General features: G+C 67.2%; 21 protein-coding genes and 1 other RNA gene. 12 read left to right on the forward strand and 10 right to left on the reverse strand.

The annotated features are described in order from the left end of the window. Nucleotides 1-34: 34 nt before the first annotated feature. From CFB39_RS03215 to CFB39_RS03225, 3 genes are read left to right on the forward strand one after another with little or no spacing between them, the layout of a single operon-like run. Nucleotides 35-775, forward strand: a complete 741-nt coding sequence (locus CFB39_RS03215; protein WP_089424494.1) for an amino acid ABC transporter permease — start codon at nucleotides 35-37, stop codon at nucleotides 773-775. Then, nucleotides 775-1,452, forward strand: coding sequence for a glutamate/aspartate ABC transporter permease GltK (gene gltK / locus CFB39_RS03220; protein ID WP_089424495.1), 678 nt, complete (start codon nucleotides 775-777; stop codon nucleotides 1,450-1,452). The genes CFB39_RS03215 and gltK overlap by 1 nt, the downstream gene beginning before the upstream one ends. After that, nucleotides 1,449-2,174, forward strand: a complete 726-nt coding sequence (locus CFB39_RS03225; RefSeq protein ID WP_046544940.1) for an amino acid ABC transporter ATP-binding protein — start codon at nucleotides 1,449-1,451, stop codon at nucleotides 2,172-2,174. Before gltK ends, CFB39_RS03225 begins: the two co-directional genes overlap by 4 nt. A 101-nt stretch (nucleotides 2,175-2,275) precedes the next feature. Here CFB39_RS03225 and CFB39_RS03230 read toward each other — a convergent pair whose 3' ends face one another. Together CFB39_RS03230 and CFB39_RS03235 are read right to left on the reverse strand one after the other, a co-directional pair. Further along, a complete protein-coding gene (locus CFB39_RS03230) occupies nucleotides 2,276-7,534 on the reverse strand; it encodes an autotransporter outer membrane beta-barrel domain-containing protein (protein ID WP_089472150.1) in 5,259 nt (1,752 codons plus the stop codon). A gap of 648 nt (nucleotides 7,535-8,182) precedes the next feature. Next, on the reverse strand, nucleotides 8,183-9,094 hold the full coding sequence (locus CFB39_RS03235) for a class II glutamine amidotransferase (RefSeq protein WP_089424497.1): 912 nt from the start codon (nucleotides 9,092-9,094) through the stop codon (nucleotides 8,183-8,185). A gap of 205 nt (nucleotides 9,095-9,299) precedes the next feature. Here CFB39_RS03235 and pyrC point away from each other — a divergent pair, with 205 nt between their 5' ends. Next, nucleotides 9,300-10,364, forward strand: a complete 1,065-nt coding sequence (pyrC, locus tag CFB39_RS03240) for a dihydroorotase (RefSeq protein ID WP_011350953.1) — start codon at nucleotides 9,300-9,302, stop codon at nucleotides 10,362-10,364. 68 nt (nucleotides 10,365-10,432) lie between these two features. Next, nucleotides 10,433-10,844: RNase P RNA component class A (rnpB, locus tag CFB39_RS03245), an RNA gene on the forward strand. Between the two features lie 70 nt (nucleotides 10,845-10,914). Here rnpB and CFB39_RS03250 read toward each other — a convergent pair. Both CFB39_RS03250 and CFB39_RS03255 read right to left on the reverse strand, forming a co-directional pair. Further along, nucleotides 10,915-11,379 carry an OsmC family protein gene (locus tag CFB39_RS03250; protein ID WP_172625585.1) on the reverse strand — a complete coding sequence of 155 codons (465 nt, stop codon included), beginning with the start codon at nucleotides 11,377-11,379 and terminating at the stop codon, nucleotides 10,915-10,917. Between the two features lie 418 nt (nucleotides 11,380-11,797). Then, nucleotides 11,798-12,106 (reverse strand): DUF1090 family protein, encoded by a 309-nt coding sequence (locus tag CFB39_RS03255; protein WP_089472151.1) that lies wholly within the window; start codon nucleotides 12,104-12,106, stop codon nucleotides 11,798-11,800. Between the two features lie 311 nt (nucleotides 12,107-12,417). On the opposite strand from CFB39_RS03255, the gene rplM reads away from it, so the two are divergent. The 4 genes from rplM to erpA are packed head-to-tail and all read left to right on the forward strand — an operon-like array spanning nucleotide 12,418 to nucleotide 13,840. Next, nucleotides 12,418-12,846 (forward strand): 50S ribosomal protein L13, encoded by a 429-nt coding sequence (gene rplM, locus CFB39_RS03260; protein WP_009687896.1) that lies wholly within the window; start codon nucleotides 12,418-12,420, stop codon nucleotides 12,844-12,846. Between the two features lie 11 nt (nucleotides 12,847-12,857). Continuing rightward, nucleotides 12,858-13,250 carry a 30S ribosomal protein S9 gene (rpsI, locus tag CFB39_RS03265; RefSeq protein ID WP_011883283.1) on the forward strand — a complete coding sequence of 131 codons (393 nt, stop codon included), beginning with the start codon at nucleotides 12,858-12,860 and terminating at the stop codon, nucleotides 13,248-13,250. Nucleotides 13,251-13,259: 9 nt separating this feature from the next. Continuing rightward, nucleotides 13,260-13,448: a hypothetical protein gene (locus CFB39_RS40095; protein ID WP_179254788.1), complete on the forward strand. Its 189-nt coding sequence runs from the start codon at nucleotides 13,260-13,262 to the stop codon at nucleotides 13,446-13,448. A 20-nt stretch (nucleotides 13,449-13,468) separates the two neighbouring features. Continuing rightward, on the forward strand, nucleotides 13,469-13,840 hold the full coding sequence (gene erpA / locus CFB39_RS03270) for an iron-sulfur cluster insertion protein ErpA (RefSeq protein WP_011350956.1): 372 nt from the start codon (nucleotides 13,469-13,471) through the stop codon (nucleotides 13,838-13,840). Nucleotides 13,841-13,953: 113 nt separating this feature from the next. On the opposite strand, the gene CFB39_RS03275 is transcribed toward erpA, so the two are convergent. Then, a complete protein-coding gene (locus CFB39_RS03275) occupies nucleotides 13,954-15,102 on the reverse strand; it encodes an anhydro-N-acetylmuramic acid kinase (RefSeq protein ID WP_089472152.1) in 1,149 nt (382 codons plus the stop codon). Nucleotides 15,103-15,244: 142 nt separating this feature from the next. Between CFB39_RS03275 and tyrS the strand changes: the two genes are divergently transcribed. The 3 genes from tyrS to CFB39_RS03290 are packed head-to-tail and all read left to right on the forward strand — an operon-like array spanning nucleotide 15,245 to nucleotide 17,627. Continuing rightward, on the forward strand, nucleotides 15,245-16,486 hold the full coding sequence (gene tyrS, locus CFB39_RS03280; protein ID WP_089472153.1) for a tyrosine--tRNA ligase: 1,242 nt from the start codon (nucleotides 15,245-15,247) through the stop codon (nucleotides 16,484-16,486). Beyond that, the gene (gene dtd, locus CFB39_RS03285) at nucleotides 16,483-16,941 is read left to right on the forward strand and encodes a D-aminoacyl-tRNA deacylase (RefSeq protein WP_011350959.1); all 459 of its coding nucleotides are present in this window, start codon (nucleotides 16,483-16,485) and stop codon (nucleotides 16,939-16,941) included. Before tyrS ends, dtd begins: the two co-directional genes overlap by 4 nt. A 23-nt stretch (nucleotides 16,942-16,964) precedes the next feature. Further along, on the forward strand, nucleotides 16,965-17,627 hold the full coding sequence (locus CFB39_RS03290; RefSeq protein ID WP_089424501.1) for a histidine phosphatase family protein: 663 nt from the start codon (nucleotides 16,965-16,967) through the stop codon (nucleotides 17,625-17,627). Nucleotides 17,628-17,686: 59 nt separating this feature from the next. On the opposite strand, the gene CFB39_RS03295 is transcribed toward CFB39_RS03290, so the two are convergent. From CFB39_RS03295 to ruvC, 5 genes are all read right to left on the reverse strand, one after another. Then, nucleotides 17,687-18,823, reverse strand: a complete 1,137-nt coding sequence (locus tag CFB39_RS03295; RefSeq protein ID WP_373452719.1) for a ParB/Srx family N-terminal domain-containing protein — start codon at nucleotides 18,821-18,823, stop codon at nucleotides 17,687-17,689. 143 nt (nucleotides 18,824-18,966) lie between these two features. After that, nucleotides 18,967-19,920 carry an oxygenase MpaB family protein gene (locus tag CFB39_RS03300; RefSeq protein WP_089430606.1) on the reverse strand — a complete coding sequence of 318 codons (954 nt, stop codon included), beginning with the start codon at nucleotides 19,918-19,920 and terminating at the stop codon, nucleotides 18,967-18,969. Between the two features lie 23 nt (nucleotides 19,921-19,943). After that, a complete protein-coding gene (gene ruvB, locus CFB39_RS03305; protein WP_089430607.1) occupies nucleotides 19,944-21,014 on the reverse strand; it encodes a Holliday junction branch migration DNA helicase RuvB in 1,071 nt (356 codons plus the stop codon). Nucleotides 21,015-21,133: 119 nt separating this feature from the next. Continuing rightward, a complete protein-coding gene (gene ruvA, locus CFB39_RS03310; RefSeq protein WP_014898064.1) occupies nucleotides 21,134-21,715 on the reverse strand; it encodes a Holliday junction branch migration protein RuvA in 582 nt (193 codons plus the stop codon). Nucleotides 21,716-21,907: 192 nt separating this feature from the next. Further along, nucleotides 21,908-22,450: a crossover junction endodeoxyribonuclease RuvC gene (gene ruvC / locus CFB39_RS03315; protein ID WP_039361444.1), complete on the reverse strand. Its 543-nt coding sequence runs from the start codon at nucleotides 22,448-22,450 to the stop codon at nucleotides 21,908-21,910. Nucleotides 22,451-22,526 lie beyond the last annotated feature (76 nt).

The following is a 22,526-nucleotide window of genomic DNA, read 5'->3' on the forward strand; positions in this document are numbered from 1 at the left end:
GCTTCTTCCGTCTCTTTTTGCTGGAGTCTTGCCCATGTCTTACCACTGGAACTGGGGCATCTTCCTGAGCCCCGTATCGACCGGCGAGCCGACGACTTATTTCGGATGGCTGATGTCCGGCTTCTGGGTGACCATCGAAGTGTCGCTCGTCGCCTGGGTCATCGCGCTGATCGTCGGTTCGCTGTTCGGCGTGCTGCGCACCGTGCCGAACAAATGGCTGTCCGCGATCGGTACCCTGTACGTGTCGATCTTCCGGAACATTCCGCTGATCGTGCAGTTCTTCATCTGGTATCTCGTGATACCGGAGCTGCTGCCCGCGTCGATCGGCACCTGGATCAAGCAGTTGCCGCCCGCCACGCAGTTCTTTACCGCGTCGATCATCTGTCTCGGCCTGTTCACGGGCGCCCGCGTGTGCGAACAGGTGCGCTCGGGGATCAACGCGCTGCCGAAGGGCCAGCGTGCCGCCGGCCTCGCGATGGGTTTCACGCAATGGCAGACGTACCGCTACGTGCTGCTGCCCGTTGCGTACCGGATCATCGTGCCACCGCTCACGTCGGAATTCCTGAACATCTTCAAGAACTCCGCCGTCGCGTCGACGATCGGCCTGCTCGACCTGTCCGCGCAGGCGCGCCAGCTCGTCGACTACACCGCGCAGACGTATGAATCGTTCATCGCGGTGACGCTCGCCTACGTGATCATCAACCTCGTCGTGATGGCGTTCATGCGCTGGATCGAAGGCCGTACGCGGCTGCCCGGCTATATCGGAGGCAAGTGATGCATCAGTTCGACTGGAGTAGTATTCCCGGCGCGCTGCCGACGCTGTGGACGGGGGCGGTCGTCACGTTCCAGATCACGCTGATCGCGATCGTGGTCGGGATCGTCTGGGGCACGCTGCTCGCGCTGCTGCGGCTGTCCGGCGTGACGCCGCTCGCGTGGTTCGCGAAAGCGTACGTGACGGTGTTCCGCTCGATCCCGCTCGTGATGGTGCTGCTGTGGTTCTTCCTGATCGTGCCGCAGCTGCTGCAGGGCGTGCTCGGGTTGTCGCCGACGATCGACATCCGTCTCGCCTCGGCGATGGTCGCGTTCTCGCTGTTCGAAGCCGCGTATTATTCCGAGATCATCCGCGCCGGTATCCAGGCGGTGCCGCGCGGGCAGGTGAATGCCGCGTTCGCGCTCGGCATGAACTACGCGCAGGCGATGCGCCTCGTGATCCTGCCGCAGGCGTTCCGCGCGATGGTGCCGCTGCTGCTCACGCAGGCGATCGTCCTGTTCCAGGATACGTCGCTCGTGTACGTGATCAGTCTCGCGGACTTCTTCCGCACGGCGGCCAACATCGGCGATCGCGACGGCACGACCGTCGAGATGGTCCTGTTCGCCGGCGCATGCTATTTCGTGATTTGCTCGTTGGCGTCTGCACTCGTCAAGGGTCTCCAGAAAAAGGTCACAAGATGATTTCCATCAAGAACGTTTCGAAGTGGTACGGCCAGTTTCAGGTTCTCACCGACTGCACGACCGAGGTCAAGAAAGGCGAAGTGGTCGTCGTGTGCGGCCCGTCGGGCTCGGGTAAGTCCACGCTGATCAAGACCGTGAACGGCCTCGAGCCGTTCCAGCAGGGCGAGATCCTCGTGAACGGCCAGTCGGTCGGCGACAAGAAGACGAACCTGTCGAAGCTGCGCTCGAAGGTCGGGATGGTGTTCCAGCATTTCGAGCTGTTCCCGCACCTGTCGATCACCGAGAACCTGACGCTCGCGCAGATCAAGGTGCTCGGCCGCGGCAAGGACGAGGCGAACGAGAAGGGCATGAAGCTGCTCGACCGCGTCGGCCTGAAGGCGCATGCGCACAAGTTCCCGGGCCAGCTGTCGGGCGGCCAGCAGCAGCGTGTCGCGATCGCGCGTGCGTTGTCGATGGATCCGATCGCAATGCTGTTCGACGAGCCGACGTCCGCGCTCGACCCCGAGATGATCAACGAAGTGCTCGACGTGATGGTCGAGCTCGCGCAGGAAGGGATGACGATGATGGTCGTCACGCACGAGATGGGCTTCGCGAAGAAGGTCGCCCATCGCGTGATCTTCATGGACAAGGGCGCGATCGTCGAGGACGACCGCAAGGACGATTTCTTCTCGAATCCGAAATCGGAACGCGCGAAGGACTTCCTCGCGAAGATCCTGCACTGAGCGTTCGCGCGCGTCGGCGCTGCCGATGCGCCGATACGAAAACCGCCCGGCCGAGCGCCGGGCGGTTTTTTTTCGTCCGCGCGTGACGCGGGTGCGCGCCGTTACCAGCTGTAGCGGTAGCCGACCTGCCCGACGATGCCGCGCCGGTAGTCGCCGCCGATGTTGCGCGCGATCTTCGCGTTCGCGTACAGCTCGCCCGACTTGCCGAAGCCCGCGGTCACGCCGACGCCGAGTTCGTACCACGTGCGGCCGAGATGCGTCGCGAACGGCGTGCCGCCGACGACGGTCTGGCCCGGCGACACGAAGTCGTGCAGCACGTCGGCCGTGAAGTACGGCGTGGCGGCGCCGCCGCCCGAATCCGACTGGAGGTTCGGCCGGAAGATGCGCACGCCGACGCGGCCGCGCAGCGCGTTCGTCGTCGTACCCGATACCGCCGAGACGTTGTCGTTGAACCCGTTCAGCTTCAGGTACTGGTACATGAGCTGCGCCTGCGGCTCGACCGCGACCGGCAGCGCGCCGATCGCGAACGGCTTGCCGACTTCCTGCGACAGTGCGATGCCGAAGCCGTTCTGCGACGCCTCGTTGCCATAGCTGTCGCGATAGCGGTTGCCGTAGTGCGTGACCTGGCCGACGCTGTCGAAGTACGTGCCGTCGGACAGGTACTTGGTCCAGTAGCCGCCGATGCTCTGTGCGTGCATCTCGACCGAGCCCGTCGACGTCGACAGGTTGGCCGTATCGGCGCGCGCCATGTCGCTGAAGCTCGCGTTCGACACGCCGATGCTGGCCGTCACGCCCGCATGCGTGCTGCCGCCGCCGTTCGGTGCCGGGTCGAGCGTCCAGTCCTTGCCGAATTGCGCGAAGAACGTGCGCTCGTCGGCCGCGAAGCGCCCCGCGTTTGCGTCGAGGCTCTGGCCGCCGATGCGCCCCCACACGCCGTCGCGATTGCCCGGCTGCTGCTTTTCGAGGTTGTAGACGTCGCCGACGCGCTCGTGCAGCTTGCCCAGCGTGGAGAAGCCGTAGTCGGCATTGAGCAGCGGCGTGAGGGCATAGCCCGAGACCCCGGGGCGATACGCGAGCGTGCCGCCGTTGCCATTCCCGTTGTTGCCGCGGTCACCGCCGCCGGACGGGTGGATCGGGTCGCCGGGGTCAGACGGATCGAGTTGCGACCGCAGGTACCAGCCGTTTGCGTCACCTTGCCCGCCGCGATAGAGCCGGTATTCGTACGCGCCCGCCTGTACGGGGCCCGCGAGCTGGAATGCCGACGCGGTGGTCGTGCCGCCGTTGGCCGTGACGACCACCGGAATCCCGTCGCCCTTCGTCTGCGCGCCGGTGCCGGCCGTGTTGGCGATCTTCAGGCCCGTCGTGCCGCTCGCGGCGCCGCCGTTCACGATCACCCGATCGGTCGGCGAGGCGTCGGCGCCGAGGAACGTGTTGAGCGCGATCGTGCCGCCGTTGCCGACGTAGCTGCCGGTCGTCAGCGTCTTGTAGCTGCCCGCGAGCGTCGGCGAACCGGTCGGTGCGGCGAATGCGACGAGGCCCGCGTTGTTCAGGCTGCTCAGGACCGAGCTGCCCGTCATGCGCCACGTGCTGGTGTTGTCGACGGTCAGTGCGACCGGATCGATCTTGCCGGTCAGCGTCGTGCCGTTCGCGAGGAACACGTTGCCGGTGCTCGATGCGTCGGAGACGATGTCGCCGGCCAGGTTCACGGCCGATGCGGTGAAGGTGGCGTGGCTGCCGTTCGACAGGTCGAGCAGCGTGCCGTTGCCGGCCGTCACGACCGTGCCGTTGCGCACGGCGATGTCGGCCGTGCCGCCGCGCACGGCGAAAGCCGGCCCGGTGACGGACGTGATGCTGCCGCCGTCGACGAGCACCGAGCTCGTCGCGCCGTTTGCGAGCGTATCGGACGTCAGCACGCCGGCCGTCGCACCCTTGAGCGTCGTGCCGGTCAGCGCGAGCACGCCGCCGCTGTCGGCGGTGGCGCCGTTGCCGGCGGCGCTGGCGATCGTCGAGCCCGTGTCGCCGATGCGGCCGCCGTTTTGCGCGACGAGGCCGTCGGACGTCGCGCCCGACGTGGTGATCTTCGCGCCCGACAGCAGCGCGGTCGCGCCGCCGGTCGTCACGATCGCGGCCGAACCCGCGCCGGTCGTCGCAACGGTCGTGCCGTTGGCCGCCAGCGTCGAATCCGCCCCCGACACGAAGAAGCCACGCGCGTTGTCGCCGGTGGTCCTGACGACGGTCGCCGCATCGGTCGCGATGCGTGCGCCGGCCCCCGTTGACGACAGGCCGTCGGCGCCACCGCCGGTCGTGCCGATCTGCGTGCCGGCCAGCGCGATCGTCGCGTTCGTCCCCTGGTTGTCGATCCCGTTGCCCGAGCCGCCGACCGCGATCGATGTCGCGCCGGCTGCCAGCCCGCCGCCCGTCACGGTCGAGTCGATCAGCACGCCGTCGGCGCTGCCGTTTGCGATCACGGTGCCGGCGCCCGACAGCGCGACCGATGCGCCGGTGCCCGTCAGGTGGACGCCCGCGATGCCGTCGTCGGCTTCGATCGAACCGGCGTTGGCGAGCGTTGCCGACGCCCCCTGGACGAGCGCGCCGGTGCCGTCGGATACGCGGATCGTCGACGCGTTGTTCACCGTGCCGAGCGTGCCGATCACGACGTCGGTCGAGCCGGCGCCCGTCAGCAGCACCGTGTCGCGGTTCTCGAGCGTGCCGAGGTTCTGCGCGACGAAGCCGGTGACACCGGCCGTCGACGACGTGACCGCGGCGTGGTTGGTGAGCGTCGTGGCGACCGGTGCGCCGGCATTGGCGCCGGCGAGGTCGTGCGCCTGGCCGTCGACGACGCCGGCGATCGCACCGGCCGCGTTCAGGTTGATCGTCGCGCCCGCGTCGATCGTGCCTCGAGCGCCGCCTTCCACCGCGATCGCGATGCCGTTCGCGCCGTTGACGTTGTAGATCGCGTTGCCGGTCGACAGCACGGTGCCGGCGTCGGTCGCGAGCACGCCGTGCGCGCGCTGGCCGTTGACGTCGGTCGTCAGCGCGCCGGCCGTCGACGTGCCCGTGTAGGCCGCGCCGCCCGCGACGCGGAACAGCGTCGAATCGTCGGTGTCGACGCTCAGGTGCTGCGCGGCGACGTTGATCTTCGAGCCCGCGCCATACGCGTAGAAGCCGATCTGGTTGGTGCCCGACATGAAGGCCGGCACGGCATTGGCGCCGACGTTGATCGTCGCGCCCGAGCGTGCATGCACGCCGATCGCGCCGGTGCCTGTCAGGTTGAGCGCGCCGTCGAGCGTGGCCGTGGCGCGCGGCCCTTCGGCCCACACGCCGTAGTTGCGCGTGCTCGAGGCCGGATCGAGGCCGCCGGCGACGTTGATCGTGCCGCTCGACAGCGCGGACGTTGCCTGCGCACCGGTGCCGACGACCATGATGCCGATGCCGTTGACGCCATTCAGCGTGATGGTGCCGGTGTTGGTCACGGTCGCGGCCGTATTGGCCGCGAGCATGCCGACGTTGGCGAGCGGCGTGCCGGACGCCGCGCCGTTGACGACGATCGCGCCCGCGTTGGTCAGCGTGCCGGACGCCGAGCCGATGCTCGCCAGCGCGGCGCCGTTCTGCGTTTGCGAGCCGATCACGATCGTGCCGAGGTTGCTCGCGGTGCCGGAATTGCCGAGCAGGATGCCGTATGCGTGCGCAGCGAGTGCGACGTCGCTTGCCGTTCCGCCGGGCGCGTACTGCGCCGAGCGGCCGAGGGTGATCGTGCCGCCCGCTTCGTTCGTGAAGCTGCCGCCATCGACGAGGCCGCCGATCACCTGGCTGTCGAGCGTCGTCGCATTGACGCCGACATTGATCGTGCCGGCGTTCGACGCGGTCGCGCCGCCTGTCACGGCGACCGCGTAGTTCTGCAGGTCCGGCTGGTTGCCGTCGAGCGTCCACGCGCCGACGTTCATCACGCCGTGGTTGACGAACGACGTGCCCGCGCCGTTCGCAAACACGCCGTTGCCTTCGGTGTACGCGTGGTAGCCGAAGTTGTTCGGCGGCGCGCTGCCGCTCGTGTCGAAGTCGTCGCCGGACGCGTACCCGGACGAGATCACGCCGTTGTTGACGCCGCTTGCGCCGCTCAGCAGGCGCACCAGCGTGAAGTCGCCCGACAGGCGCCCGTCGTTGATGAAGTGCGCGCCGTTTTCCGCGAGGACGGCCGAGCTCGAGTCGATCGTGTTGACGCCGCGGAAGTCGATCTGGCCGTCCTTGCCGATCTGCAGTGTGGCGTTCGCGCCCGTGCCGTGCATCACCGACAGGAAGCCGATCGGCAGCGTGTTCTTGTCGCCCGGGGACACGTTGTTCTGATACTGGAAGGATTGCTGCGAGAACGTGACGGCCTGGCCGAGCGCGCTGTCGTAGGCGGCCTGCGAACCGAGCGCGCCGCTTTGCACCGAGCGCACGAGAAAGTCGTTGTACGCGGCGAGCGATGTGGCGTCGGTGACCTTCCACGTGCTGCCGTCGAATGCGGTGAAGGTGCCCGCGTAGGCCGGCACGTCGAGCTGGCGGCTGCCGACGGCGCCGCCGTCGGCCAGGTAGTCGCCGGTGGTGAACCGGATCTGGTTGCGTGAGTTCCAGGTGACGGTGCTTTTCGCGGCGCCCGTGCCGTCCGCGAACGTCAGGTCGGTCTGCTTCGCGGCCATCTCGATCGCGTTGCCGGCTGCATCGGGCGCGTTCGCCGCATTGCCGATCGACACGTTGAGCGTGCCGCCGGTGGCGGCGACGGTGCCGATGCGCGTGTTCACGTACTGATCGCCATTCACGTCGTGGTAGACGGGCACCTGGGTCGTGCCGGCCGTCGACGCGACGAACGCGGACGAGTCGTAGGTCGCGACCGACGTGCGGGTGCCGGTGATCGAGTCGGGCGTGCTGACGCTGTGCGTCTTGCCGCCGAGCGACAGCAGCGGCTGGTTCGGGTTGCCCGACACGATGGTCGTGCTGCCGATCGGCGTGAGCGTGTAGCCCGGGTCGCCGCCGGCGCCGGTCCACGCGCCCGACACGCCGATGGTGTCGCCGCCCGAGACGGTGGCGGAGCCTGCCAGGTTGTCGTTGACGGTCGGGCTGAAACTGCCGGGTGCGCAGGTGCCGCCGTTCGCGACGGCCGTGCCGCCGCAGGTCGAGGCATGCGCGGTGCCGGCCGACAGCGCGGCCAGCGCAACGCCGGCTACCACGATGCGAAGCGAGGTCCGGCATGTTGCCGCGTGTGCGGCGCGGCGGCTCGCGCAGGAAGCGCCGCGCGAACGCTTGCCGCGCGCCCGTGCCGTTTCCGCAACCGCGACCCAGCAGCCGGTGGTCTCGCTCCATATCGATCGAAATGAATGATTCACGACAAGCCCCTCTCTCTTCTTTTGATGTGGTTTTCACCGCGGCGCAGTGAAATCGCGATCCGCGGTGGAGAATGGCGTGAATGGGTGTGCGGCGGCCGTGGCCGTTTCTCCGCGAATCGCAATTCGTTACACCGAGGATGGGCGGAGTTTATTGATCGGGCGCGTGATCGATTGTCGGGAAGCTAACAAATGCGGCAATCTTGTCGATTGCATCCGCTATTTTTGTATTGTGTGATGAATCGAACTGAAGGCCTTGTTGCACAAGGATTTGGTGGATTTGAGCGATGCGAATCGGCGTTTGCCGGCACGGTGAGGTGGCGCACGGTGTGCGCCGGATCGGCGCGTTAAAATGCGGTTGCCGGATTATCTGAAGTCCGGTGCCATATTTTATTTTTTATATCTGAATTGATTTTTATTGAAAATAGATTAAATCTGAATGAAGTGTTGTGCGGCGTCGCTTCGAAATGCCGGATTGTGATCCGGATGAAACGCGGTCGGCGCTGGGGTGGGCGATTTGTTCCGACGATGAACAACATCAACTGAATCGCGGGCGCATGAAGTCGCCGCCGCGATCGGGCGCGGCGGCCCATCGACTTGCCGTGCAGCGGCGAAAAGGTGACAGGAGGAGGGCGCCTGCGCGCCGGACGCTCAGAAGTCGATCGCGTCGTCGGAATCGACTTCGGCGGCGGTGGCGAGCACCTCGCGCGTGTCGCGCGGCGCCGATGCCGACGCGTCGAGCGCCGGATTGCGCAGCTTCTCGAGCACGCGTTCCGGCACAGGGATCCGCATCCGCGCGGCGACGTCGCCGCACTGGAACATGATCAGCTCGCCCGGCTCGAACGCGGTCCAGACTTCGTTGTCGGTGAGCGGCTGCGTCGCGATCACCGCGACGCGATCCTCGGGCGTCGTGTATTTCGCGAAGTCGATCGACAGGTCTTCGTCGACGAGGTGCGCGGTCGAGAACGGCCAGCGCCGCACGAGGTAGTGCAGCCGCGTCGAGCAATGCGCGAACAGCGCCTGGCCGTTCGACATCAGGAAGTTGAACACGCCGTGATCGGTGATGCCGCGCGTCAGCTCGCCGACGCGCTCGAACAGTTCGGGCAACGGCGGCTGCGCGCCGGGGAACGCTTCACGCAGCCCCTGCATCAGCACGCAGAACGCCTGTTCGCTGTCGGTCGTGCCGACCGGATGGTAGACGCTGCCGTCCATGTCCGGGGCGTAGTCCTGCAGGTCGCCGTTGTGCGCGAAGATCCAGTGCCGGCCCCACAGCTCGCGCATGAACGGATGGCTGTTCTCGAGCAGGATGTGGCCTTGCGTCGCCTTGCGGATGTGCGCGATCGTGTTCTTGGACTTGATCGGGTAGCGCTTCACCATTTCGGCGATCGGCGACGTGGCCGAGGCCTGGTGATCGATGAACAGGCGGCAGGCCTTGTCTTCGAAGAACGCGATGCCCCAGCCGTCGGCATGGTGATCGGTGAGCCCGCCCCGGGCCGCGAAACCGGTGAAGGAGAATGTGACGTCCGTCGGCGCGGCGCAGTTCATTCCTAAGAGTTGGCACATTTTACTTGGGGCGGCAGGCTGAGGCGGGGGGTAACGAACCGGGCGAACCCCGGTACAATGCGGCTTCTAGCATATCACCGAGCCCTGAGCGGTAAAAAGCGGATTCCGCCGGCCGAAGGCCCCGTGTTGCGGTTTGCCGTCAGTCGGCCCGCGCACGCGCGTTCCGGCCCCGCCGATGGCCAGCCCGTTCCTCACGACGCCTCCTATGACTGCCTCGAACGCTTCCTCCCCGGCGACGCTCTCGCTCGCCCGTCCCGACGACTGGCACCTTCACCTGCGCGACGGCGACATGCTGGCCGCCGTGCTGCCGCACACCGCGCGCCAGTTCGGCCGCGCGATCGTCATGCCGAACCTGAAGCCGCCGGTGACGACCACCGCGCAGGCGCAGGCCTATCGCGAGCGCATCCTGGCCGCGCTGCCGGCCGGAATGACGTTCGAACCGCTGATGACGCTGTACCTGACCGACAACACGCCGCCCGACGAGATCCGCCGCGCGCGCGAAAGCGGCTTCGTGCACGGCGTGAAGCTGTATCCGGCGGGCGCGACGACGAATTCCGACCACGGCGTCACCGATCTCGCGAAATGCGCGAAGACGCTCGAGGCGATGCAGGAAACCGGCATGCCGCTGCTCGTGCACGGCGAGGTGACCGACGCGTCGATCGACCTGTTCGACCGCGAGAAGGTCTTCATCGACCGCGTGATGACGCCGCTGCGCCGCGATTTCCCGGGCCTGAAGGTCGTGTTCGAGCACATCACGACGAAGGATGCCGCCGACTACGTGCGCGACGCCGACGCGGCGCCTGGCCTGCTCGGCGCGACGATCACCGCGCATCACCTGCTGTACAACCGCAACGCGCTGTTCGTCGGCGGGATTCGCCCGCATTACTACTGCCTGCCGGTGCTGAAACGCGAGACGCATCGCGTCGCGCTGGTCGAGGCAGCGACGTCGGGCAACCCGCGCTTCTTCCTGGGCACCGACAGCGCACCGCACGCGCGCGACGCGAAGGAAACCGCGTGCGGCTGCGCGGGCTGCTACACGGCGCTGCACGCGCTCGAACTGTATGCGGAAGCGTTCGACACCGCCGGCGCGCTCGACAAGCTGGAAGGCTTCGCGAGCTTCTTCGGCGCCGATTTCTACGGGCTGCCGCGCAGCGCCGAGACCGTCACGCTGCGTCGCGAGGCGTGGGAACTGCCGCGCGAGATCTTCGCGGGCGATACACCCGTCGTGCCGCTGCGCGGCGGCGAGACGATCGGCTGGAAGCTGGCGTAAGCCACCGCGCCGTCGCACGAACCCGGCCCCATGCGGCCTGCGGCGCGCAGTGCTAGAATGCGCGTCGCAAAGCAGGCCAGGCAGTCGCGGCCTCGCCGCCTTCGGGCGCGCGGGGGCGAGGAAAGTCCGGACTCCACAGGGCAGGGTGATGGCTAACGGCCATCCGTGGCGACACGCGGAACAGGGCAACAGAAAGCAAACCGCCGATGGCCCGGCGCAAGCCGGGATCAGGTAAGGGTGAAACGGTGCGGTAAGAGCGCACCGCGGCGACGGCGACGTTCGCCGGCACGGTAACCTCCACCCGGAGCAATTCCAAGTAGGCAGGCGCGCATTTTCGGATGCAGGACGGGGCCCCCGTCTCGTCTGCGGGTAGGAAGCTTGAGCGCGTCAGCAATGGCGCGCCTAGAGGAATGGCTGCCACGCGTTGCGTGCTTCGGCGCGCAGCGTGCACAGAATCCGGCTTATCGGCCTGCTTTGCGGTTCGAATGCGAAAGGGCCGGCGTCTCCCCGCGGAGCGCCGGCCCTTTTTTCATGCGCGCTCGCCGTGCGTTCAGCCGGCGACGATGTCGAACGAATGCGTGAGTTCGGCCGTCTTCGCGATCATGATCGACGCGGAGCAATACTTGTCGTGCGACAGGTTGATCGCGCGTTCGACCGTGGACGGGTTCAGGTTGCGCCCGGTGACGGTGAAGTGGAAGTGCACCTTCGTGAACACCTTCGGATCTTCGCTCGCGCGCTCGGCCTTCAGCGTGACCGAGCAGCCGCTGACTTCCTGGCGGCTCTTCTTCAGGATCAGCACGACGTCATAGGCCGTGCAGCCGCCGGTGCCGAGCAGCACCATTTCCATCGGGCGCGGCGCGAGGTTGTGGCCGCCGCCTTCGGGCGCGCCATCCATCGTGACGAGGTGGCCGCTGCCGGTCTCGGCGGAAAACGCCATGCCGTCCTGGCCCATCCAGCTTACTTTGCATTCCATGCTTGCACTCCAGCGTTGCCTGATTCGGATTCGATCCGGCATTGTAGCCCGCTGCGCAACGGACGGCTGATGCGCTGCACGACGCGCAATGCCGGCGCCGCACGAGCGACGCGCCGGACGGCCATTTCCCGTTCGGATTTAGGGGTTTTGCTCTAGAAGCGGGGCGTTTTCGAGCCTGCCCGACGGGATCAGGTGATTGATTTCAAAGGGAAAATGAATTTTTCAAACGAGATGCGAAATATTCCGCATTATGGTGTTTGATTTCGTAATGCAAATTTTCTTGTGAAGTCGGCGACGCATTCGTATAATGAGCCTCATTGGTTGTCGCGCTGCGGCAACCTCCGAATGTCTCCTCCACCCTCCTCCTATGGTGGATTAAGCCCGAACCAGCCGTTCGGGCTTTTTTTCGTCCCATGCAAACATCGGCGCGCGGCTTGCGCGCCCCGGCATCCCGGCATCGTTACGCAGGTTGCTTTGCGTCCGACCGTGACGTCGCGCCGCCGGACGGCGTGCCGGGTGAGCGAGCATCAGGCGCCGGCACGTGGACGGCCGACGCATGACCATGGCCGCGTGCGCAGAAGTGGCGGACGCGTTCGCGCACCGCGCGCAGGCGGGCGACGCGATCCTCGGCATGGGCGGCGCGGGCTTCGGTAATGCGGGTATCGAGTGCGTCGAGCTTGGCTTCGCAGTCGGTGCGGGCGGCGACGGCAGGCGCCGCGGCGGCCAGCAGTGCGGCCGCAAGGAAGGGCGTAAGTCGTTGATTCATCATGCTTGTTTGTTGTTTTCCAGATTCGGCCGGTCTGGCGCGGGATGGTCATGTGCCGCGCGTCGATGGGTGCCTCCCCGGGCGCTCGGTTCGCCTGGCTTGTCGGGGCACGAACGGATTTTGGCCCATTTCGGCCGCCGTGGGCACGGGGAGTGGATTCCCTTTGACCGCGTTGCCGTATTTCCTTTATAATTCAGGGCTTTTCCGCATTCATGCCCACGGAAAAAGAACAGGGAGAGCCTGCACCGCGCCTCGAAGCGCACACAGACAAGCAGGAAGAACACATCGGGCTAAGCAATTTTTTTGGATCGATCATGAAGACGTTTTCCGCAAAAGCCCATGAGGTGACGCGCGAATGGTACGTGATTGACGCGACGGATAAGGTTCTCGGCCGTGTTGCCAGCGAAGTGGCACGCCGTCTGCGCGGCAAGCACAAGCCTGAGTTCACCCCGCACGTCGACACTGGTGATTTCATCATCATCATCAACGCAAGCAAGTTGAAGGTCACGGGCAACAAGACTCTGGACAAGAAGTACTACCGTCACTCGGGCTACCCGGGCGGCATCTATGAAACGACGTTCGGCAAGATGCAAGAACGCTTCCCGGGCCGCGCGCTCGAGAAAGCGGTCAAGGGCATGCTGCCGAAGGGCCCGCTCGGCTACGCGATGATCAAGAAGCTGAAGGTCTACGCTGAAGCTACGCATCCGCATTCGGCGCAACAGCCGAAGGCGCTCGAGATCTAAGGGGAGCCCACATGATCGGTAACTGGAACTACGGTACGGGCCGCCGCAAGAGCGCAGTCGCACGTGTCTTCATCAAGGCTGGCAAGGGCGACATCATCGTCAACGGCAAGCCCATCGCTGACTACTTCTCGCGCGAAACGTCGCTGATGATCGTGCGTCAACCGCTGGAACTCACGAACCACGGCCAGACGTTCGACATCAAGGTCAACGTCAACGGCGGCGGCGAAACGGGTCAGGCAGGTGCAGTGCGCCACGGCATCACCCGTGCACTGATCGACTACGATGCGACGCTGAAGCCGTCGCTGTCGAACGCAGGCTTCGTCACGCGCGATGCACGTGAAGTCGAGCGTAAGAAGGTTGGTCTGCGCAAGGCACGTCGCGCAAAGCAGTTCTCGAAGCGTTAATTCCGCTTCATGGCCTCGCCGCTCCCGGGCGGCGTCCGCCGGAAAAACCGCCAGCGTTCGCGCTGGCGGTTTTTTTATGTCCGCTTCCAGGCGCGTGCTGCCGCGGCCCGCGCGGGCGAGTTTGATGAAATCGACAAGAACCTATTGATTTCATGGACTTCAGCACGATCTTCTGATCGGCCCTACAATAGCGGCTAAAGCTTTTTGGAGAGTTCGCAATGAACGCTGTTACCGAATCCGCAGCAACGACGGCCGAAATGCCGGTTCCGTTCGTCTTCACCGACGCCGCAGCCGACAAGGTCAAGCAACTGATCGACGAAGAGGGCAATCCCGACCTGAAGCTGCGCGTGTTCGTGCAGGGCGGCGGCTGCTCCGGCTTCCAGTATGGCTTCACGTTCGACGAGGAAGTCAACGAGGACGACACCGTGATGAACAAGAACGGCGTCCAGCTCCTGATCGACTCGATGAGCTACCAGTACCTGGTCGGCGCCGAGATCGACTACAAGGACGACCTCAACGGCGCCCAGTTCGTGATCAAGAACCCGAACGCGAGCACCACCTGCGGGTGCGGCTCGTCGTTCTCGGTCTGAGCACACGGAAGATCCGATCCGGTTCGCCGGAATAAAAAACGGGGCTTCATGCCCCGTTTTTTTATGCCCGTTCGCATTGGCGATGCGGCGCGCGCCGTGCGGCAGGCGCCGCGTCAGCGCGGATAGAGCGCGCCCAGCACGCGATTGCCGGCTGCGCCCGTGACCGTCGCGAGATTGCCGGGCTGGCGCGCGGTGAAGCGGTACGCGAGCCACGCGAAGGCGAGCGCCTCGACCTGCTGCGGCGGCACGCCGAGCGCGGCCGTCGTATCGACCGTGGCCGGCACGCCGGCCTCGCGCAGTGCGTTCCGGAGCGCGTCGAGCAGCACCGGATTGCGTGCGCCGCCGCCGCAGACGAACACGGCCTTGCAGCCCGCTGCGTGCTGCGCGATCTCGCGTGCGATCGACACGGCCGTGAGCGCGGTAAGGGTCGCCTGCACGTCCTCCGGCGTGACCTGCGCGAACGCGGCGAGCTTCGCGTCGAGCCATGCGGGATTGAACAGGTCGCGCCCGGTGCTTTTCGGCGGCGGTGCGGCGAAATACGGCTCGTCGAGCAGCGCGTCGAGCAGCGGCGCGTGGACGGTGCCGCGCGCGGCGAACTTGCCGCCCTCGTCGTACGGCTTGCCGAGATGGCGGGTTGCCCATTCGTCGAGCAGCGCGTTCGCGGGGCCGCAGTCGAAGCCGCGCACGTCGCCGCCTTCGCCGGGCAGGATCGTGATGTTGCTGATCCCGCCGAGATTGCAGACGACGCGCGTTTCGCCCGGCGCGCCGAACACCGTCGCATGGAAGGCCGGCGCGAGCGGCGCGCCATGGCCGCCCGCGGCGACGTCGCGGCTGCGGAAATCGGCGATCACGTCGACCTGGGTCAGCTCGGCGAGCAGTGCCGGGTTGTTGATCTGCCGCGTATAGCCGCGCTCGGGGCGATGGCGCACGGTCTGGCCGTGCACGCCGATCGCATGGATCTCGTCGCGCGACAGCCCGGCCGTGCGCTGCAATTCATGGCAGCACACCGCATAACGCGCGACCAGCGCGTTCGCCGCGAGCGATTCGCGGTCGATTTCATCGTGGCCGGGCTGCTGCAGCGCGAACAGTGCGTCGCGCAGCGATTGCGCGAAGCCGACGAACGCTTCCGCGAGCACGACCGGCGCACGGCCGGCCTCGAAGCGCACGGCGACGCCATCGACGCCGTCCATGCTGGTTCCCGACATCAGCCCGAAGTAGATGCCGTCGGCCGGATGGGCATGTTGCGGCTGTCGTTGCGGCACGTTGGGTTCTCCTGGATCGTGCGGCGCGGGCTGGTGCCGCGCGCCTTGCGCCCGATTATCCGCGCAACGTGACGCGCCGTTAAGCGATGGGCGCGCAAGTTATGGGAAAATCCCTGTTTTTGCGACATTCTTCCTGGCACCGATGAGCACCGAACCCAGTTCCAAGCCTGTTTTCCCGATCACCGACGAAGTCCGGCATGCGCTCGCCGTCACGAAGCGCGGCGTCGACGAGCTGCTGGTCGAGGAAGAGTTCGCGCAGAAGCTCGCGCGCAGCGCGGCGACGGGCACGCCGCTTCGCATCAAGCTCGGCCTCGACCCGACCGCGCCTGACATCCACATCGGCCACACGGTCGTGCTGAACAAGATGCGTCAGCTGCAGGACCTCGGCCACACGGTCATCTTCCTGATCGGCGATTTCACGTCGCTGATCGGCGACCCGTCGGGCCGCAACGCGACGCGCCCGCCGCTCACGCGCGAACAGATCGAATCGAACGCGAAGACCTACTTCGAGCAGGCCGCGCTCGTGCTCGACCGCGACAAGACCGAAATCCGCTACAACAGCGAATGGTCGATGCCGCTCGGCGCGGACGGGATGATCAAGCTCGCGTCGCGCTACACGGTCGCGCGGATCCTCGAGCGCGAGGATTTCACGAAGCGCTTCCAGGGCGGCGTGCCGATCTCGATCCACGAATTCCTGTACCCGCTGATGCAGGGCTACGACTCGGTCGCGCTGAACGCCGACCTCGAGCTCGGCGGCACCGACCAGAAATTCAACCTGCTGGTCGGCCGCGAACTGCAGAAGCAGTATGGCCAGGAACAGCAGTGCATTCTCACGATGCCGCTGCTCGAAGGCCTCGACGGCGTCGAGAAGATGTCGAAGTCGAAGGGCAACTACGTCGGCATCAGCGAGCAGCCGAACGACATGTTCGGCAAGCTGATGAGCATCTCGGACACGCTGATGTGGCGTTACTTCGAGCTGCTGTCGTTCCGTCCGATGGACGAGATCGACGGCTTCAAGCGCGAGATCAAAGGCGGCCGCAACCCGCGCGACTTCAAGGTGCTGCTCGCGCAGGAAATCGTCGCGCGCTTCCACTCGCAGGCCGACGCCGAGCGTGCGCTCGAGGACTTCAACCACCGCGCGAAGGGCGGCGTGCCGGACGACATTCCGTCGGTCACGCTCGCGGGCGCGCCGCTCGCGATCGGCCAGTTGCTGAAGCAGGCCGGCCTCGTGCCGTCGACGAGCGAGGCGCTGCGCAACATCGAGCAGGGCGGCGTGAAGATCGATGGCGCGACCGTGTCGGACAAGGGCCTGAAGGTCGACGCCGGCGAGTTCGTCGTGCAGGTCGGCAAGCGCCGCTTCGCACGCGTCACGCTGACCGCATGATCGCGCTGATCCAGCGCGTGAAGCGCGCCGACGTGCGCGTCGGCGATCGCACGACGGGCGAGATCGGCGCGGGCCTGCTCGCGCTGGTCTGCGCGGAGCGCGGCGACACCGACGCAGCGGCCGACAAGCTGCTCGCGAAGATGCTCGGCTACCGCGTGTTCAGCGACGCCGCCGGCAAGATGAACCTGCCGGTGTCGAATATCGACGGTGAGGGCCGTGCAGGTGGCCTGCTGCTCGTGTCGCAGTTCACGCTGGCGGCCGATACCAACAGCGGGCTGCGTCCGAGCTTCACGCCGGCCGCGCCGCCCGACGAAGGCGCGCGGCTGTTCGACTATTTCGTGGCGGCCGCGCGGGCGCGCCATCCGGTCGTCGAGACGGGCGAGTTCGGCGCCGACATGCAGGTGTCGCTCGTCAACGACGGTCCCGTGACCTTCTGGCTGCAAGTGCGGCCCTGATTCTTCCCCGGAGACGCGCCGCGATGGCCACCACGCAGATTCTTTTCATCCGCCATGGCGAGACGGCCTGGAATCGCATCAAGCGCATTCAGGGGCATATCGACATCCCGCTGGCCGAAACGGGCCTCGAGCAGGCACAAAAGCTGGCCGCACGGCTCGCACGCGACGCGCGTGACGGTGCACGGCTCGACGCGATCTATTCGAGCGACCTGATGCGTGCGCAGCAGACCGCGCAGCCGTTCGCCGACGCGCTCGGGCTTGCGCCGCGGCTGCGGGAAGGGCTGCGCGAACGCTCGTACGGCCAGTTTCAGGGGCACGACAGCGCCGAGATCGAGACGCTGTTCCCCGACGCGTACGCGGCCTGGCAGACGCGCGACCCCGGCTTCGCGCCGGAGGGCGGCGAGTCGCAGCGCGAGTTCTATCACCGCGTGCTGCATGCACTCGAACCGATCGTCGCCGAGCATCCGGGTGGCCGGATCGCGTGCGTCGCGCATGGCGGCGTGCTCGACTGCGTCTATCGTTTCGCGAACGGCATCGAGCTGTCGGCGCCGCGCAATTATCAGCTGCTCAACACGAGCATCAACGTCGTCGATTACGTCGACGGCCGCGCGCAGGTCGTGCAGTGGGCCGACGTGTCGCACCTGGACGCCGCGAGCGACGACGACGGGTACCGCAAGGTGCTCTGAGCCAGCAGGCCCGTCCGGCATCGCCGGCCGGGACTTCTTTCCTGCGTGGTGCCGGCTGCTTACTGCGGCAGCGCGTGGCGCGTCTTGTAGTCGAGCGCGTACGCGATCTTGCCGGGCTTGTCCGCCGTGATCGGCTGGCGCAGCTTGTCGAATTCCCCCTTGTTGTATTTCTTGCCGCCGTTGATCGTGTCCGCGCGCCCGAGGTCGGCGCCCGTCTTGCCGTCGATCACCGGGTCCGTGGCCGCGACCATGCGCGTCGACGCATTCCAGACCGCGTTCAGGTAGCCGGTGTCGGCCTTCGCCGGATCCGGGTCGGTTGTGCCGGCGCGCGTCAGGTCATAGCCGGCGAGCGCGAACGTGCCCGGTTGCGCGCGCAGCCAGTCGGCCCAGTAGAACTCGAGATAGTCGGTGGCTTGTGCGGGCTTGCTGTAGCCGATGTCGCGCGTGAAATAGACGAGCGAGCGGTAGCGGTCGTTCGTCATCCCGAGTGTCAGGCCGAGCCCGGTCGGCAGTTGCGCGGTCGTGATCGGCTTGCCTTCTCCGTTCTTGAGGCGCAGATAGCCGCGGCTCTGCATCTGCTGCCAGAACGCGTCGCCCGAGTAGTCGCTGAGGTTGTCCTTGACGACGACGTGCACGTGCAGCGCCGGGCCGCCGTCGGGCGTCTCGTAGTAGGTCGACAGGCCGTGGTGGCCGTCGGTCAGGTACAGCGCATCGCCGTTCGGGCCGATCACGACCGGGTTCAGCACCGAGCGGTCGCGGGCGTTCGCGTCGGTCGTCGTGCACGTGTAGCTCGCGGGCTCGCGCAGCGTCGACCTGGCTGTGTAGCCGCTCGACGCGACGCCGCCGAGGCCCTCGTCCGCGCAGAAGTCGTCGAATTTCTTGTCGGGCTGCAGTTCGTAGCGGCCGAGCTTGTAATAGATCTGGTCGTAGCCGATCGCGCCTTGCGTCGGATGGAGGTCGCCGAGCGTCACGTCGATCAGGTCGCCGGCGCGAGCGGCCTTCCACTTGCCCGGTTGCGGCGTGACGGTGGCGGGCGGCGTGGGGGCAGGCGTGGTCGGGGTGCCGCCGGACGGCGTTTGCGCGTCCGAACGCGCGACGGCGGTGACGTCGTCGCCTCCGCAGGCGGCGAGGGCGAAGACGGTGGACAGGCTGGCGGCAAGGGCGAAACGGATCGGCAGGCGTGGCATCGCGGGCATCGGGTGTCGGTCGGGTGGGCGGGACACCGCGCGGGTCACGGACAGGCGGGACGTACGGCACGTGCGACCGTGCGCGGGTGCAAGCCCGTCAGCTTGTCACAGGTATTTGACAGTAAATTGAAATGATAGGAGGAAGCGAATCGTCAGGCAGGCGGGGTGCCGTCGGGCGGCGTCGCGGTGGCGCGGCGGCGCGCACGTTTTGACGCGCCGTTCACGAGCGCCCAGCGCAGCACGGGTGCGACGACCCGGATGCCCGGCCGGACCACCGCGCGGCGCAGCGGCGCGAACGCCGACACGCCGAGCATGCGTTGCGCCCACGGCGGCAGCAGGTCGATGCCTGCATGCATCACCAGCGACGCGGCCGGCCGCAGCGCGGGCTTCGCGACCGGCACGTTCAGCAGGATGGACATCACGTCGAACGTGCGCGGCCCGGCCTCGAGCTCGGGCTGCATGCGCGCGAGATAGGCGGCCACCTCGGCACGCGAACGGGGCACCTCGTGTGCGCCGAGCAGCTCGGCGACCAATGCCGTTTCGGCGTAGTAGCGGTCCTGCAACTCGCCCGGCAGCGCGGGATTCACATAGCGCAGATGCGCGGCGAGGAAACTCGACACTTCCGCGACATGCACCCATGTCAGCAACGCCGGATCGTCGGCGCGGTACGGGCGGCCGTCCGGCGCGGTGCCCGAGATGTGCGCGTGGATCGATTTCACGCGCTCGATCAGCGCGAGGGCGTCCGCGCGACTGCCGAACGTCGTACCGGTGATGAACGTGGCGGTGCGTCGCAAGCGGCCGAGGATGTCGGTGCGGAACGACGAGTGATCCCAGACGCCCGCGAGCGCGAGCGGGTGGAGCGCCTGCAGCAGCAGCGCCGCGATGCCGCCCGTCATCATCGACGTGAAGTCGGCATGCACACGCCAGCAGACGGCCTCGGGACCGAACAGCCCCGGGTCTCCCGGCGGTGAAGAGAGGTCGAGTGACGGGCCGCCGCCACCCACGGTCAGGTGCGTGACGCCGGCCACGAGCCGCTTGCGGATCGGCTCGGCCCAGCGCGGGCCCGGTGCGGGTGCGGCGGGGCGGGAGCTGGGTGGCGTCGTCATGGTGGGGCGGCTCGGGCGACGGGTTACTTCCCGTCGGGGGTATCCCACTCGCCGCGTTCGGTGCGGCCGGTGTCGGGCACGGAAAGCCCGAAGTGGCGATACGTGAGCAGCGTCGCGACGCGCCCGCGCGGCGTGCGCTGCAGGAAGCCCTGCTGGATCAGGTACGGCTCGAGTACGTCCTCGATCGTGTCGCGCTCTTCGCCGATCGCCGCCGCGAGGTTGTCGATGCCGACCGGGCCGCCGTCGAACTTGTACAGGATCGCCTCGAGCAGCTTGCGGTCCATCAGGTCGAAGCCGACCGGATCGACGTCGAGCATCGCGAGCGCGGCATCGGCGACGGCCGCGGTGATCTGGCCGTCGGCCTTCACTTCCGCGAAGTCGCGCACGCGGCGCAGCAGCCGGTTCGCGATCCGCGGCGTGCCGCGCGAGCGCTTCGCGATTTCGAGCGCGCCGTTCGGATCGATCTGCGCGTTCAGCAGCGATGCCGAGCGCCGCACGATGCGCGACAGTTGATCGGCATCGTAGAACTCGAGGCGTGCGACGATCCCGAAACGATCGCGCAGCGGGTTGGTCAGCATCCCGGCGCGGGTGGTGGCGCCGACCAGCGTGAACGGCTGCAGGTCGAGCTTCACGCTGCGTGCGGCCGGGCCTTCGCCGATCATGATGTCGATCTGGTAATCCTCGAGTGCCGGATACAGGATTTCCTCGACGACCGGCGACAGCCGGTGGATCTCGTCGATGAACAGCACGTCGTTCGCTTCGAGGTTCGTCAGCAGCGCGGCGAGATCGCCCGCGCGCTCGAGCACGGGGCCCGACGTCTGGCGCAGGTTCACGCCCATCTCCCGCGCGATGATGTGTGCGAGCGTCGTCTTGCCGAGGCCCGGCGGCCCGAACAGCAGCACGTGGTCGAGCGGCTCGGAGCGGCGCTTGGCGGCTTCGATGAAGATCTCGAGCTGGCCGCGCACCTTTTCCTGGCCGACGTAGTCGTCGAGCTGGCGCGGCCGCAGCGCACGTTCGAACACCTCCTCGTGCGACGAGGCGGGCGTGGCAGCGATGATCCGCTGCTCGGTGGCGAGTTTGTCGGTTTCAATCATGCGGCCATTGTACCGCGCGCCGCAGTCCCGCCCACCTGGCCGAACGGCCGACTGGCGAGCGTTGCGCAGCTGCGCGACACTGGCTTCAACGCACCGCCCGGCAGCGCGTCACGCGGGCGTTAGACCTTCGACAGCGCCTTCAACGCGAGCTTGATGCCTTCGGATACGCCGGTGCCGGCCGGCACGTTCTTGATCGCGGCGAGGCCTTCCTTTTCGGAATAGCCGAGCGCGAGCAGCGCGTTGAGGATGTCGGTCGCGTGGTCGGACGGCGAGGCGGCGCCGGCGAGCGCGCCGAGATCGGCGCCGAGCTTGCCCTTCAGTTCGAGCAGCAGGCGTTCGGCCGTCTTCTTGCCGATGCCGGGCAGGCGCGTGAGGCGCGCGGCGTCCTGCATCGTCACGGCCTGCGCGAGCTCCTGCACGCTCATGCCGGACAGCACGGCGAGCGCCATGCGCGCGCCGATGCCGGTGATCTTCAGCAGCTCGCGGAAGGTCGTGCGCTCCTGCGGCGTCAGGAAGCCGTACAGCAGGTGCGCGTCCTCGCGGACGATCTGCTGCGTGAGCAGCACGACGCGCTCGCCGGTTTGCGGCAGGTTGTAGAAGGTGCTCATCGGCACGTCGATCTCGTAGCCGACGCCGTTGCAGTCGACGAGCAGGTGGGGCGGGTTCTTTTCGAGCAGGATGCCGGCGATGCGACCGATCATGGATGACTTGATGCGAGGAAGAAAGCGCGAGTGTAGCGCACGTGCGGCGCGATGCCGACGGAGTCGGCCATCAGGCCGGGGCGATGCATGGCGCGGGCGCGTCGGGCGCGGGTAAAGCGATCAAGGTGGTCAGCGCAGCCAAGGTGGCCAACGCAGTCGAGCCGACGTGCCGGGCCGCGATGCGCGCCGCCGTCAGCCGACCAGCCGCCCGCGCCGCACGCGCAGCCCTTTCTTCGCGAGCGCCGGCGCGAGGCCGCCGAGCGTGCTGAGCGTATCGCCGCCGTGCGCGTGGCAGATCGCCATGCCGAGCGCGTCGGCCGCGTCGGAGCCCGGTTGGCCGGAGAGGTTGAGCAGCCGCGTGACCATTTCCTGCATCTGCGTCTTGGTCGCGCGGCCGTAGCCGACCACGGCCTGCTTGAGCTGCAGCGCCGTGTATTCGGCGACCGGCAGGCCGCCCGCGACGAGGCCGCAGATCGCGGCGCCGCGCGCCTGGCCGAGCAGCAGCGTCGACTGCGGGTTCACGTTGACGAACACCTTTTCGATCGCGGCCTGGTCGGGGGCGTGTTCGCGCACGATGGTCGAGACGCCCTGGAAGATCGTGCCGAGCCGGGTGGCCAGGTCGGCCGTCGGCGTGCGGATCACGCCGCTCGTGACATAGGCGAGCCGGTGGCCGCTGACGTCGATGACGCCGAAGCCGGTGACGCGCAGGCCGGGGTCGATGCCGAGAATTCGCATGAGTGAGGAGAGTGGCGTGATGCAGCGATACTACAACGATTGGTGCGGCAAGCCGGTCGCCCGGTCGTGCGCGAAG

The organism is Burkholderia sp. AU6039 (assembly GCF_002223365.1).
Lineage (GTDB): Bacteria > Pseudomonadota > Gammaproteobacteria > Burkholderiales > Burkholderiaceae > Burkholderia.

Coding starts and splice junctions, on each gene's coding strand:
- CFB39_RS03215 (WP_089424494.1), top strand. CDS start 35: ATGTCTTACCACTGGAACTGGGGCATCTTCCTGAGCCCCGTATCGACC.
- gltK (WP_089424495.1), top strand. CDS start 775: ATGCATCAGTTCGACTGGAGTAGTATTCCCGGCGCGCTGCCGACGCTG.
- CFB39_RS03225 (WP_046544940.1), top strand. CDS start 1,449: ATGATTTCCATCAAGAACGTTTCGAAGTGGTACGGCCAGTTTCAGGTT.
- CFB39_RS03235 (WP_089424497.1), bottom strand. CDS start 9,094: ATGTGCCAACTCTTAGGAATGAACTGCGCCGCGCCGACGGACGTCACA.
- pyrC (WP_011350953.1), top strand. CDS start 9,300: ATGACTGCCTCGAACGCTTCCTCCCCGGCGACGCTCTCGCTCGCCCGT.
- CFB39_RS03250 (WP_172625585.1), bottom strand. CDS start 11,379: ATGCCGGATCGAATCCGAATCAGGCAACGCTGGAGTGCAAGCATGGAA.
- CFB39_RS03255 (WP_089472151.1), bottom strand. CDS start 12,106: ATGATGAATCAACGACTTACGCCCTTCCTTGCGGCCGCACTGCTGGCC.
- rplM (WP_009687896.1), top strand. CDS start 12,418: ATGAAGACGTTTTCCGCAAAAGCCCATGAGGTGACGCGCGAATGGTAC.
- rpsI (WP_011883283.1), top strand. CDS start 12,858: ATGATCGGTAACTGGAACTACGGTACGGGCCGCCGCAAGAGCGCAGTC.
- CFB39_RS40095 (WP_179254788.1), top strand. CDS start 13,260: ATGGCCTCGCCGCTCCCGGGCGGCGTCCGCCGGAAAAACCGCCAGCGT.
- erpA (WP_011350956.1), top strand. CDS start 13,469: ATGAACGCTGTTACCGAATCCGCAGCAACGACGGCCGAAATGCCGGTT.
- tyrS (WP_089472153.1), top strand. CDS start 15,245: ATGAGCACCGAACCCAGTTCCAAGCCTGTTTTCCCGATCACCGACGAA.
- dtd (WP_011350959.1), top strand. CDS start 16,483: ATGATCGCGCTGATCCAGCGCGTGAAGCGCGCCGACGTGCGCGTCGGC.
- CFB39_RS03290 (WP_089424501.1), top strand. CDS start 16,965: ATGGCCACCACGCAGATTCTTTTCATCCGCCATGGCGAGACGGCCTGG.
- CFB39_RS03295 (WP_373452719.1), bottom strand. CDS start 18,823: ATGCCCGCGATGCCACGCCTGCCGATCCGTTTCGCCCTTGCCGCCAGC.
- CFB39_RS03300 (WP_089430606.1), bottom strand. CDS start 19,920: ATGACGACGCCACCCAGCTCCCGCCCCGCCGCACCCGCACCGGGCCCG.
- ruvB (WP_089430607.1), bottom strand. CDS start 21,014: ATGATTGAAACCGACAAACTCGCCACCGAGCAGCGGATCATCGCTGCC.
- ruvA (WP_014898064.1), bottom strand. CDS start 21,715: ATGATCGGTCGCATCGCCGGCATCCTGCTCGAAAAGAACCCGCCCCAC.
- ruvC (WP_039361444.1), bottom strand. CDS start 22,450: ATGCGAATTCTCGGCATCGACCCCGGCCTGCGCGTCACCGGCTTCGGC.